9 protein-coding genes and 3 pseudogenes are annotated in these 12,562 nt (G+C 41.5%); 6 read left to right on the top strand and 6 right to left on the bottom strand.

The annotated features are described in order from the left end of the window. Positions 1-53 precede the first annotated feature (53 nt). A complete protein-coding gene (locus tag VA249_RS06950) occupies positions 54-1,484 on the bottom strand; it encodes a hypothetical protein (RefSeq protein WP_221069561.1) in 1,431 nt (476 codons plus the stop codon). 490 nt (positions 1,485-1,974) lie between these two features. Between VA249_RS06950 and VA249_RS06945 the strand changes: the two genes are divergently transcribed. From VA249_RS06945 to VA249_RS06935, 4 genes and pseudogenes are all read left to right on the top strand, one after another. Then, the gene (locus VA249_RS06945) at positions 1,975-3,081 is read left to right on the top strand and encodes a M20/M25/M40 family metallo-hydrolase (RefSeq protein WP_221069559.1); all 1,107 of its coding nucleotides are present in this window, start codon (positions 1,975-1,977) and stop codon (positions 3,079-3,081) included. Between the two features lie 269 nt (positions 3,082-3,350). Next, a pseudogene (locus VA249_RS06940) lies at positions 3,351-3,518 on the top strand (peptide ABC transporter substrate-binding protein); the annotation flags it as partial. Between the two features lie 167 nt (positions 3,519-3,685). Continuing rightward, positions 3,686-3,871: pseudogene (locus VA249_RS24095) on the top strand (oligopeptide ABC transporter ATP-binding protein OppF); the annotation flags it as partial. Further along, positions 3,868-5,664 (top strand): aminopeptidase P family protein, encoded by a 1,797-nt coding sequence (locus VA249_RS06935; protein WP_221069557.1) that lies wholly within the window; start codon positions 3,868-3,870, stop codon positions 5,662-5,664. The pseudogene VA249_RS24095 and the gene VA249_RS06935, both read left to right, overlap by 4 nt. A 303-nt stretch (positions 5,665-5,967) precedes the next feature. Here VA249_RS06935 and VA249_RS06930 read toward each other — a convergent pair whose 3' ends face one another. The 4 genes from VA249_RS06930 to VA249_RS06915 form a co-directional block, all read right to left on the bottom strand. Then, positions 5,968-7,113, bottom strand: coding sequence for a patatin-like phospholipase family protein (locus VA249_RS06930; protein WP_225927109.1), 1,146 nt, complete (start codon positions 7,111-7,113; stop codon positions 5,968-5,970). A 53-nt stretch (positions 7,114-7,166) separates the two neighbouring features. Next, positions 7,167-8,168 (bottom strand): DUF2955 domain-containing protein, encoded by a 1,002-nt coding sequence (locus VA249_RS06925; RefSeq protein WP_221069555.1) that lies wholly within the window; start codon positions 8,166-8,168, stop codon positions 7,167-7,169. Positions 8,169-8,177: 9 nt separating this feature from the next. Continuing rightward, on the bottom strand, positions 8,178-9,242 hold the full coding sequence (locus VA249_RS06920; RefSeq protein WP_221069553.1) for an HlyD family secretion protein: 1,065 nt from the start codon (positions 9,240-9,242) through the stop codon (positions 8,178-8,180). Between the two features lie 448 nt (positions 9,243-9,690). Next, the gene (locus VA249_RS06915) at positions 9,691-10,632 is read right to left on the bottom strand and encodes an alcohol dehydrogenase catalytic domain-containing protein (protein WP_221069550.1); all 942 of its coding nucleotides are present in this window, start codon (positions 10,630-10,632) and stop codon (positions 9,691-9,693) included. Positions 10,633-10,673: 41 nt separating this feature from the next. On the opposite strand from VA249_RS06915, the pseudogene VA249_RS24090 reads away from it, so the two are divergent. Both VA249_RS24090 and VA249_RS06910 read left to right on the top strand, forming a co-directional pair. After that, positions 10,674-10,829 (top strand): annotated as a pseudogene (locus tag VA249_RS24090) (MFS transporter); the annotation flags it as partial. A 225-nt stretch (positions 10,830-11,054) separates the two neighbouring features. Continuing rightward, positions 11,055-11,573 carry a lactoylglutathione lyase family protein gene (locus VA249_RS06910; RefSeq protein ID WP_128810952.1) on the top strand — a complete coding sequence of 173 codons (519 nt, stop codon included), beginning with the start codon at positions 11,055-11,057 and terminating at the stop codon, positions 11,571-11,573. A gap of 19 nt (positions 11,574-11,592) precedes the next feature. Here VA249_RS06910 and VA249_RS06905 read toward each other — a convergent pair whose 3' ends face one another. Then, positions 11,593-12,531, bottom strand: coding sequence for a LysR family transcriptional regulator (locus VA249_RS06905; protein WP_221069549.1), 939 nt, complete (start codon positions 12,529-12,531; stop codon positions 11,593-11,595). Positions 12,532-12,562 lie beyond the last annotated feature (31 nt).

The following is a 12,562-nucleotide window of genomic DNA, read 5'->3' as shown; positions in this document are numbered from 1 at the left end:
AATATAAAAATACCCAGCATTGCCGGGTATTTTTGCAAAATAAGTGACTCTACTTAATTTTTACAGTTCTCTACTGATAAACTTTCTTCAGAATCGCCACACTCTTTTTTATGTGTGCCATCACGGTAGCTGGTAAAACGCTCCCAACGACCATCACTGTCATGGCTCGTCATGATTTGACTAGGTTCACTAGCTACAGCGCTAAAATCATTTTTCGTACGGTGCCAATAATCTGCACCATGGGCTTGCTCGCTGTAAAAGTCGGTGTTGATCACATCTCTTACTGGCTTCAAATCTAACTCACTGACCGTATCTGTTACCCCTATCAAGTGCTCAAAACCACTGACAGTACCTGGGTGGTAAGTATGTTCGGTATAACTAATCAACATATGGTCTTGATAGTTTTTTGTCACCAACGCTTGTGTCACTTCACCACGAGCAGTTAAACATGAATCCCAATCCCCTACCATGCTATACATGGTATTGCGTACACCTGAAGATTCTTCCAGCAATGTTTCAAGCCATTCACTACGTGCGCAATAGTATCCGCTCTCAGCTGGTTCTAAACTGATTGTCGACTCAATATTCACACCATCACGCTGATTGGTAACCATTTGATGCTTATCGTAAAGTGATATTTTAGTATCTAGATCATCAGACATCAGATAGGTTTCTGAATGGAAGTTCCCATTCGATGGTTGAACAAACTCATAACGGTACCAACTTTCATTATACCGAGTGGTACTGCTGTCCCACATCCCTAAAAAGTACTCTACCCAAGCGAAATCCGCTTCAGGGTTAGCATCAACAAGTTGTTTTGTTTCAGTGTAAGATTTTTGTAATCCCGGAACCAACGCTTTTGCTAACTCATGCAGAGCGGTGTCACCACTAGCTACATAATCTCCATATAGCTCATTGACAGTCACGTTATAGCGCTGTGCTACTCGGAACTCTTGCTCTTTTAGACGCTGTGAAATATCCGCTCGTAGCGCTTCCTCTTTAAGAATAGAATCACAAGATAGTCCACTTGATTGTTGGCTGCGAAGTTCTTGCTCCACTTGCTTCCAAACAACGGACGTCAGTGGCGTCAAATTCAGTAAATCTTGATCCGTTGTGAGTGCAAATTGTGGAGGGAATACCATTTGATACGCTTCTCCAATTGGCGTATCTGGAGTATCTGTATCAATAGCGTCCTCTGGCACGTCTACCACTAAAGGAACATATTTTGCACACTGCTGATATTGACTTGGAATGTTTAGTTCAAAATCGCCCTCACCTTGTGTTGTGACATTTGGCTCATTCGCATCAAGCTGATTGTTTAAATTCAAATCCAAAAAGACGGTTGCACCAATGATATAACCATCTATCGCTTTGCCTTTCAAAAGAACAGATTGACCAGAATCACTATCACTGCTGCTCCCACCTCCACAACCAACTAACACTGAAACTAGAGAACTCAATAAAGTGAGTTTACGCACGTTCATAACCTTTCACCGTACATTGTATTAATTTATGTCCAAACGACCTTAATCGGCGTTGGTGTTATTTTTATGTTAAACATCATGCTATTAAAACTAATGGAAACATGATGTTACATTTATAAATGTATCACGATAAAGCTAATTCATTTAATTCAATGATGGGTAAATGCCACTTTTGTCATACTTTGTATGTCTCTTTTTTTAATTGGTACAATAAATAATCACAGTGCCTACAAAAACCACTCCACCTTTCTGAATTGTCGTTTCACAACGTTATGGTTAAATTGAAAATCAACGCTTTTACACCCACCAGCAGAGAGCGTGACCACACCATCACTTCATGACTTTTAATGGTCAGAAGAATGTCAGGCAGGTGTGTTTTTTGATTCAACGCAGTTTTCAGTTCCGCTAGGTATGTAATAAGAGGTGTTCTGTTCCCTATCGAGCCACGCCTTTCGGCTGATTCTCGAGTAATAAACAAAGAGACATGCAAATGACACAAATTAATCAAGAGCGCCTGATTGATCACTTCTGCCAACTGGTTCGCATTGATAGCGAAACAATGAATGAAAAACAAATCGCAGAAACACTTGCCGAACAGTTAGGCGAACTCGGCTTTACTGTTCAAAAATTGCCTGTACCTGAACATATTTCGAACGGCTTTAACGTATACGCACGTCTTGAGGGTAAAAAAGAAGGCTCAATTCTAATGAGCTGCCACATGGATACAGTAACACCGGGTATTGGTATCGAGCCGATCATTGAAGATGGCATCATCCGTTCAAAAGGCAATACGATCCTTGGTGGCGACGATAAATCTGGTATCGCAGCCATCATGGAAGCGGTACGTTGCATTCAAGCTGAGAACCTTGAGCACAAAACGCTTGAGCTCGCATTCACGGTGCATGAAGAAGGTGGTCTATTCGGTTCTGAATACTTCGATATGTCACACGTCACGTCAACTGAAGCGATCGTATTGGATACAGGTGGCCCTATCGGAACTATCGTAACGGCAGCACCAGGTCAGCAAAAAATCGTTGCGACAATTAAAGGCCGTCCAGCTCACGCGGGCTTGGCTCCTGAAGAAGGCATCAGCGCAATTATGGTCGCAGCTGACGCAATCAACCAGATGAACCTACTTCGCATTGACGAAGAAACCACGGCGAACATCGGCATGGTTAACGGCGGTCAAGCAACCAACATCGTGATGCCTGAGCTTACTATCGTAGCGGAAGCGCGTTCGCTAAACGGTGCAAAACTAGATGCACAAGTAGAACACATGATCTCAACATTTGAGTTTGTGGCTCAAAAGCACGGTGCAGAAGTAGAAATCGAATCTAGCCGCGCTTACGATGCCTTTGTTATCGAAGAAGATAACGCGCACGTTACAGCGATCAAAGCGGCGTTTGCCGATATGGGTATCGAAGCATTCACTAAAGGCACAGGTGGCGGTAGTGATGCAAACAACTTCAACAAAAAAGGGTTAACGACAGTAAACCTATCGACTGGCATGGCAAAAGTACACACGACTGAAGAATTCATCGCTGTTGAAGATATGGTAAAAATTACCGAGTTCGTTAAACATTACCTTGTGAAATAAGTACTCGATAACCATCGTCATGATCCCTTTCATTGCGCTGTTTGAACCCGGCTAGGTGAAAGGGATTTTTCCCCAATTGTCTTTATTTCGTGCCAACTTAATGCGCTTTCCATCATTTATCTTTCTCTGGCTCACTTTTTGAGACCAACTAGCTCGTCTTTTAATCCCTTATTACAACCGTGTTAAAACTCAATTGTGCATCGAATTTATACAATATAAATTTGAACTGTATTCAGGATGAACGGAGTGCTAACAGGATGAAACTACCCAAGCTCTATTTACAAGCAGCAACCATGCTCATCAAAGATATGGCAATTATTCCGATTTACCGTCCAGGCAACGATCAATATTTGGTCAAGCCTTATTTTGGTTGCTATGAGCGTACTAACCCCGAGTCGTCATACTACCGTAGGAATGTCTATGTGAAAGTCCACTAATGGCATGCTTTGGGCCTGGGTATCTTACCCGGATCTCAGGCCAATTTTTTATTCATTACAATTCGACACTAGTAAGCGCCCCACTTCGGTTAATTGAACCTACCCATGGACGCTTAACTTGGAAAGGTGAAGATATGCTCAGGCTGGGTAAGAACACACTTGCTCAAAGACGTCGCGAGGTTCAATTACTGCCCGGCGATCTCCCTTCCCCACTCAGCCCACCGAGCGGCTGCGCCTTTCGTACACGATACCCCGAAGCCACGGAGCTGTGTGGACAACAAAATCCCACTAAAACAGGCTCAATGGGACATCATATTTATCGTTCAAACATGAATTTAGGAAGTCTTTCATGAATACCACTTCTACTGTAAACCAACGCCTAACATCGCTGCGTAATGCGATGGCTAGCAACGATATCTCCGCTTATATCGTGACCAATAACGACCCCCATAATAGCGAATATTCTGCAGAGCACTGGTTAGCTCGCAGTTGGATCTCTGGCTTTACAGGATCAGCTGGTGATGTGGTGATCACAGAGCAAGGCGGTGGTTTATGGACCGATGGACGTTACTACATTCAAGCTGAAGAACAACTGCATGGCACAGGCATTGATTTGTTCAAGGCTCGCCAACCAGAAACACCAAGTATTGCAAAATGGCTTGCAGCAACGTTGCCAGAACATAGCGCTGTCGCTGTGGATGGGCGCTCAATCAGTTACACATTTTACCAAGAACTAAAACAAACCCTTGAGCCAAAAGGAATTCGCCTTATTCTCGACCTTGATTTACTCACGCCGATTTGGCTAGAGAGACCAAACCGTCCAACAGCCAAAATCTTTGACCACCCTACTGCATTTTCTGGAGTTACCACCCAAGAAAAACTCGTGAAAATCCGCACTTGGCTACAAAAAGATACGGCGGATTGCATACTAATCTCCACGTTAGACGACATAATGTGGACATTAAACATTCGTGGTGGTGACACCTTGTATTGCCCGGTGTCAGAAGCCTACTTGGTTGTAGAACCAAATCGTGCAACGGCATTTATCGACAAAAGCAAACTGCACCCAGAGTTAGAGAAAAAGATCAACGAACAAGGCGTCAGCGTTCGCCATTATGAGTATGTTAGCCAGTATGTGAATCAACAATGTGAGGGCTTAACGCTTGCATTCAGCCCATCTTACACTGACAGCTTGCTTGTTAGCGCCATTGAAAGCTACGTATCGCTAAAGCCAGCGGCCTGCCCGGTTACCGAAATGAAAGCCATCAAAAACTCGACCGAGCTGGCCAACCTCGAACAGTCATTGACGGACGATGGTGTCGCAGTAGTCAAGTTCATGAGTTGGCTAAACGACCAAGTCCCAAGTGGGCTTGTTACTGAACTGTCCGCCGAAGCACAGCTCAAAAGCTACCGACGTCAGACTCGCCACTACGTGAGTGATAGTTTTCGAACCATTGCTGGGTTTGCAGCGCACGGGGCAAAAATGCACTACGCCGCAGATGATGAAAGCAATGCCGTCGTTAACGAGAGCAACTTTTTCTTAGTGGACTCAGGCGGTCAATACTTAGGCGGAACAACAGACATCACCCGTACTTTCCACTTTGGGTCTCCGACCATTAAGCAACGTAAAGATTACACCTTAGTGCTTAAAGCGGTCATTCGACTGACTCAGACTCGATTTATGAAAGGCTCTACGGGTGCTAACCTTGATATTATGGCGCGAGGCATACTATGGCAGCATGGCATTGATTACAAATGTGGTACCGGGCATGGCGTTGGTATTTGCCTAAATGTTCATGAGGGCCCACAAAACTTCTCTCAAAGCCACCGTGAAGTCGCGCTAAAACCCGGCATGGTGATCACTAATGAGCCTGGCGTTTACCGCGAAGGGGAATATGGCGTGAGGATTGAAAACATCATGAAAGTGATCAAAGTAGAACAAAATGAATTCGGTACATTCTATGGATTCGAAACCATCACGTTAGCACCGATCGCGACCAACGCGCTAGATCTATCCTTACTGGATCAAGGTGACATCGACTGGTTGAATCACTACCACACTCGCGTTTATAAAGCACTGAGCCCAACGCTGGATAACCATGATAAAGCCTGGCTTCAGCGAGCGACTCAGTTTATTGAAAAATAGTCAGAAACGCTTTCATTTTCATTTCAAACTCCCCAGTTTGATTGCCAGTCTCCGGACTGGCTTTTTTGTTTCAGTTACCTTCATTTTACTATTTTATCTTTGCCCATTTTTCTAAAAAAAAACGGCCTACTCGACAATAGATCTAGCTGACCTAAGCCAGTTGATTTTACGATTTGATAATACCTTTTACGAAAATGCCTCCCATACTTTGAGAGGCTCTGAAGCATTTACGACTCGTTTTATGCAGATAATCGATATGAGTTTCCACGAGAATTACAACTAAAAATAGTGGTTGTGTATCGATCAATTCATTGCTGGAGGTGTCGTTAACCAAAGCATATCATTTAGCATATTGTCATAACCATAATGATAGACCGCATTCATATAATCTTTACTCATTGTGTCTAAGCCATCGCCAACTAAGTCATCATCAATATGTGCAAAGTTAAACATCATGTTGTTAGACTTTGTGTAGTTATATATAAATTCCACGTCTCCAACCCCTTGACGACGGGTAAGAATGGATAGTGCCCGAATAGATATCGAGGAAATACTATTGTCGATAGCCTCAAACTTAGGCTTAGACTGACCATTTCTTATCACGTATACATTTTTCTTGTGGCTGGTTAAACTTGGAACCGCTTCACCTAGCCACTGAGGAAATAAAAAAACTTGCCTTGATACTCCGCCATCCACATGCAACTCTTCATATATAACACGGTCTGACTCAATAAATATTGGTTTTGCTGGGAACAGGCCAGGTATAGAACTGCTCGCTATAATAATATCTTGAATTAACTTCTTCGAGTTTTCAGTTTTTATTTGTGCGATTCTTCCTATATCCCAAATGGACATTTTTTCATTATCAAGATTGGTTGTCGCAATCAGAAGTATTCTACCTTTATCTCTCTCGGCAGCGATTTTGCTAATTATAGTATCATCAACAAACGTTCTTACTTCATTTTCGAATCCATCCGTATTCATAATTGAAGCTTTAAATGGCAATTTTAATAGTGAGTTTCTTTTAAAGATTTCATTTAGTGATGGTTGTGTATAATATTTAGCCAACTCGTCATCATAATTACTACCTAAAAACGCAAAAATTGACACTATCGCACCGGTTGAAATACCTGTCACGACATCGAAATCAGGACGATCACCTTTATCTGTCCACGCATTGAGTATCCCTGCAGCAAAAGCGCCATCGACACCACCTCCAGAAATTGCAAGGTAATTGACTTCACTTTTATTATGCGAGTAATAATTTAGATATTTCAGTTGTTCTATTGTGCGATAATTTTCATCACTAGGCGAATATTCATCCCAAAAACGCAAACCACTCTCGTTAAGAGGATTCATGGACTCAGATTTTATAGATACATTTCTCTCAGCCATTGTTCCGCAAGCTGACAAAACAATAGTTAAAATTGAAATCAATAATTTTTTCAAAAACGACCTTTATGCTTTCTTCAATAACATTTATAACGTAAAAAAATTTTGCACTATTGTGAGCGACTATTTAAATTCAATCGTAACAATGCACTAATGAAAAATACCAATACAACACTCAGAAGCATAGACACAACGATAGAACTGAAACGATAAATAATTGAAAAGAAACCATCAGAACCACCAGGAATCGTAACGGTTGTGAGAGGGACAAATAGAGCCGCCATCGCAGATACTGAGATCGTCGCTTTGGATACATCCAAAGTTTGCATGTAACACAAAGGCCCCATAGCAATAGTTAACAACAACCAGAAAAGAAACACATGCTCAAACCAAACCCCGAGCAGCAACAGCACAGATACGCCAATAGCACATCCGAGCATTGTCCCTGCTACTCGAATAATTGACATTTCAAATACACCAATAACCGTCATTGGGGCTAATATAACAATGATCGACGCATATGCTGCGGATGAATCATACAGATCTATTGTTTGAAAGATCACAAATGCGATCATTACCACCATCCAAACCATGATCACTTCACCATAACGAATCACAATTGGGGTGACATCATTATCTTGTTTATTTTCTTCCTCGTCTCGATTACCCATACTAGGAAATAGAAAACATGCAAGTGAACAAATTAAAGCATTTACTGTACACATGACGATGATCGTTATGGACATATCTTCCATATCCATAAATTCATAGCTAAACAAACTTAAGTATATCGAACCTAGCAGTAATCCCATAAAACCCAATAGAAACGTCTTTTGGTTAACCATCGCTAAAGACATACATAAGAACACGACCGAAGCACACATAAACAAAATGAATGGATGAGACTTAAACATGCTCCATATCAAACTAAAAATAATGATATTGATCAGAGCAGACATAAATATCATCACGATGATAAGGGGGTTAAATTTGTCCATCTTACCCAAAGTGAAAAACGGCAGAAGGACAGCGAGAAAACCGAAATCCCAATCAAAAATCAAACTTAACGCTAAACCTAAAGAGCATGCAAACCAAATTCTGAATATTTTCATCACGCCTCCCTAGTATATGTAGTGGAGAACGCTAACCAATCGGATTCTAATATTTGCAATTAATTGCCAAAATTTGCTCTCTCCAGAATATAACACCATGCTAACTCTGGATCCTACAAATAAGGACTCCGGTAGTGGCTTATCATCTTCCAGATTAATTCTGGTTCTTTGTGCGTCTCTTATCCAACGATTATTTACCTGGATATCAGTTAACATACCATCAGGATATTGATGGGCTGAAGCTACCCCTTTATCTCGTGTGGCAACATTATAGTGATAAACATCACCAGGATAGGCATCAAACGCCACAATTGCCTTGTATTTACCATCAACCATCGCCACCGATTTTTCTCTAAAATCGGCTGCAAGCCACATCGAACTGTTAGGGATAAGAGATATTAGGGGGGCATGAGCATTCACAAGTGTGCCTACATTCAATCTCAAATTAGTCACAACACCATCACTAGGAGCACGGACTATCGTATTCTCAAAGTTCAACTTTGCATTTTCAACTACACTTTTTGCAATGCGTACTTCTGTAATTGCTCCATGTTTGTTCCCGATTTGAGCATTTATTGCAAGTAAGTTCTGCTTTTCTATTTCAAGGCTAGACGAAACATATTCGTAGTTTTTGACCGACTCATCTAATACGGATTGAGAAACAACTTGTTTTTTCGCTAGTTCGTCGATGCGCTTATAGTCTGAAAGTGCATTTTTATATGATGAGTGTGCCCTTTTTACACTGGCTTCCGCTGCTCTTTTTTGAGCATATAATGCCGTTTGTCGCTCTTTTGCTAGTTCTAAGTTTAACTCTGCTTGTTTGAGCGCTATTTCATATTGCCGACTATCTATCGTAAATAATGTATCCCCCTCTTTTACATCTATGTTATTTTCAACTTCAACACTCGTCACCAGTCCGGAAACCTCTGGAGCAACTTGTATCACGTGACCATGAACTCGTCCCTCGGTCGTCAATGGAGCAAATCTATCTGCTGAAATGATATAAAAAAAAGAGACCAAGAACAAAATGCACAAAATTTTAATTAGTCTTAAAAACTTTGCCTTATCAGTCATTTAAACCTCCCAAAATTCTGTCCAACTACGATTAAATCATGACTACTGACAGAGGTTATATGCGTTCTATCATTTTCAACTCGACAAACAGAAAAGAAAACCAATTACGCGATTAGACATGGCATACTCCGTGTCATGATGTCTGCATATACCTTAATTTTTTATGCATTTAATCTACTATCTCGACTCTCATATAAAAACAAAATTAAAAAACAATAAAATGACAAAAAATAGTATGAGCATAAAAAACCATTTTTTATTTTTATTGACATTACTTATAAAACATAAGAAATACTATTGTGTTAATAGGTAACAGTCGATCTTCCCATCTGCCTCCCAAAAATGGAAAAGCTCCACGACAGCGGAGCTTTAAAGTCATAAAATTATTATTAATACTAAATAATCATAGATTTAGTAGACATTATTAAACTTAATTTCTTAATACCGTCTAACTAAAGGTAATTACCGTCTTAATTTTTGTGAGTTCACTGTGCTCTAATGCATCAGACATCTGCTCGAATTTAAAAACTACAGGTACGCTCACTTCAACACTGTTTTTTGAAATACGTTCAAGTAATACTTCACCATTTTGCATTAAAGCATGCCAATCTTCATTATCGCCATAATCATGTAGCGCTCCTAGCGCTATTTCGTGGTAAGAAATTGTACGAGTAAATGGAGGGTCAATAGGTTTCGGTATACGATCTTGAATGCAGACAATGTGCCCATTGGCTTTTAATAGTGAAACCAAACGAGCAGCATTTTCCCCACTAATTGCATCAAAAATAGCGAAATATTTGGTGCTGACTTGAGACTGCTCTCGGTAAACCTGACGAACACCCAACTTGTTTGCACGCGCTTCACTCAAGCTAGCTGAGACAACATCAACGACATAGCCAGCATTGACGAGGATCTGGGACAGCAAATTATTAACCGCGCCAAAACCAACGATAAGCACTTCTCTTTGACGGGTTAACGGAATTTTTTCAAATGCTTGCCACGCGGTAAGCATCGGACAAGGCAACGCGGCAGCAAGTTCAAACGATAGGCTCTCAGGTAGCAGCATCACTCGCTCAGCATTCAAAACAATACACTCAGCAAAGCTACCATGGCGAATTAGTGAGCCATGGTACGCAACTCGGCGTCCAATTAAACTCGTATCAACGTTAGACCCAGTTCCTACAATGACACCAGCACCATCTACACCAGGAACATGACCGTTCGGCCAATTTAAAGGGTTTGTTTTGATAAATTTCCAATCGACAGGGTTAATGCCAATCGCTTTGTTACGCACTAAGATTTCGTTGTCACCTAAAGTTGACGTTTCTGCCTTACCCAGTGTAAGACTGTGTGTCTCTGTTCGATATTGCCAAATTTGATATTGTTCCATCTCATTTCCATTCGCTTAGTGAAAAAGAAAAGACTCCAAGGGGTGGCGGTATGATTGTGTCAGAAATGGGATTGATGCATACCCCTTGGGTTGGTGCCATAATCGTTCTCATAGCACTCGTTCTAACTCGCATGAGTGGCCGCCTTGATAAACGTACAGCAATTCATATATCACAAGAAAGCGCACTTGTGAGATAAGCAACACTGCTACCGTTAAGATCTGGTCAATGCCCAGCCCTGCATTGGCCAGTTCATTTTTACTTAGAATCAGTTTATGGCCCATACAACGAAAGCTGTTTTCCTCTGTTCTTAGTTCCTTATTTAACCCCAACACTTAATACACGATACTCATCATATATCGCTTCAGTTGGTCTATCCTTTGTAAATGGAATACTTCCTAATAAACGCAAGGAGATGCTAACAATGATTACCCCACCGAACACCAACCATACCTATCCGCGATCTTTTAGCCATATTGGCATTTCGGTTCCTGATTTAGATGCGGCAGTAAAATTTTATACTGAGGTTCTAGGCTGGTATCTGATCATGAAACCCACCGAGATTCTTGAGGATGACTCGGCGATAGGTGAAATGTGTACCGATGTATTTGGCGCTGGATGGGAACGATTTAGAATTGCTCACTTGTCTACTGGTGACCGAGTTGGTGTGGAGATCTTCGAATTTAAAGATCAAGAAAACCCAGAAGATAACTTTGAGTATTGGAAAACAGGTATCTTTCATTTTTGCGTGCAAGACCCTGATGTAGAGGGACTCGCAGAAAAGATTGTCGCGGCCGGGGGTAAAAAACGTATGAAAGCACCCCGCTATTATTATCCAGGAGAAAAGCCATATCGAATGATCTATATGGAAGACCCGTTTGGTAACATTCTCGAAATCTATAGCCACAGTTATGAGTTGCACTATTCTGCGGGCGCATACTAGACGTTGAAAGATTCATGGACTAGACAACATCCCAATAGCATAAGGTGTTACTACTTGTGCTACGGAATTTCTCTTCTAAAAAGTCAATCACTACCCTCACTTTTGCTGCAAGGTTATCCGTCTCAAGATAAAGTGCACTAATAGATTGCTGTTCTAGACTAGTCGAAACGTCGTAATTTTCTAGTAAAGGGACCAACTTACCACTCTTTAATTCTTCCCCAATCAACCAAGTAGGAAAAACCACTATCCCGCTTCCACCCACCGCACTTGCGACCAAGGTTTCCGCATTGTTACTGTAGAGTGACCCAGAAACCTCATACGGTTCTAATTTATCCTTGCCGACAAACCAACGCTGCAATCCACTGGTGCCCTTAAACACAAGACAGTTATGTTGTTCGAGTTCTTCTGGTTTACTTGGGATGCCATAAGACTTTAGATAACTTGGGCTTGCCGCCATTATATAGCGCTGCTTGGCAAAACGTTTCATTCTTAGGGAAGAGTCTTGCGGTACACCAATGCGGATCATTAAATCAATCGACTCTGCGGCGGGATCGACAAAGGCGTCAGTCTGCTGAATTTCAACTTTAAGAAGTGGATAACGTTCTAATAGTTCCGGTAGATAGGGAGCGATGTGAAGCCGTCCAAAAGCAACCGGGGCACTGATTTTAACGGTGCCACGAGGTGTATTTGCTCGCTGTTCGATGTGCTCAACAACACGTTCATACTGATTGATAATATCCGTACATTGCTTATTAAATGCCACGCCTTCATCGGTCAATGAGATCGAACGGGTATGTCGATGTAACAGTTTGGTGCCGACTTTCTCTTCTAACTGTGCCATTTTACGAGACACTGACGATGGTGTCATATCTTGCCGACGTGCCACTTCAGAAAAATTGCCAAACTGTGTGGTCATCAAAAATAGTTTTATTTCCAATAAAGACACATCGTAATTCACTTACTTTCTCCCTTTTTATTAGGTAAGTAGG

The sequence above is a fragment of the Vibrio alfacsensis genome (assembly GCF_019670485.1).
In the GTDB taxonomy this organism is placed as follows: Bacteria; Pseudomonadota; Gammaproteobacteria; order Enterobacterales; family Vibrionaceae; genus Vibrio; species Vibrio alfacsensis.
The sequence above is the reverse complement of the archived record's forward strand: the minus strand, read 5'-3'. Positions and strand labels throughout refer to the sequence as shown.

Excerpts from the sequence above, each read along its gene's own strand:
- VA249_RS06950 (WP_221069561.1), bottom strand. The coding sequence starts at position 1,484 with ATGAACGTGCGTAAACTCACTTTATTGAGTTCTCTAGTTTCAGTGTTA.
- VA249_RS06920 (WP_221069553.1), bottom strand. The coding sequence starts at position 9,242 with ATGACTGATAAGGCAAAGTTTTTAAGACTAATTAAAATTTTGTGCATT.
- VA249_RS06935 (WP_221069557.1), top strand. The coding sequence starts at position 3,868 with ATGAATACCACTTCTACTGTAAACCAACGCCTAACATCGCTGCGTAAT.
- VA249_RS06915 (WP_221069550.1), bottom strand. The coding sequence starts at position 10,632 with ATGGAACAATATCAAATTTGGCAATATCGAACAGAGACACACAGTCTT.
- VA249_RS06945 (WP_221069559.1), top strand. The coding sequence starts at position 1,975 with ATGACACAAATTAATCAAGAGCGCCTGATTGATCACTTCTGCCAACTG.
- VA249_RS06925 (WP_221069555.1), bottom strand. The coding sequence starts at position 8,168 with ATGAAAATATTCAGAATTTGGTTTGCATGCTCTTTAGGTTTAGCGTTA.
- VA249_RS06910 (WP_128810952.1), top strand. The coding sequence starts at position 11,055 with ATGATTACCCCACCGAACACCAACCATACCTATCCGCGATCTTTTAGC.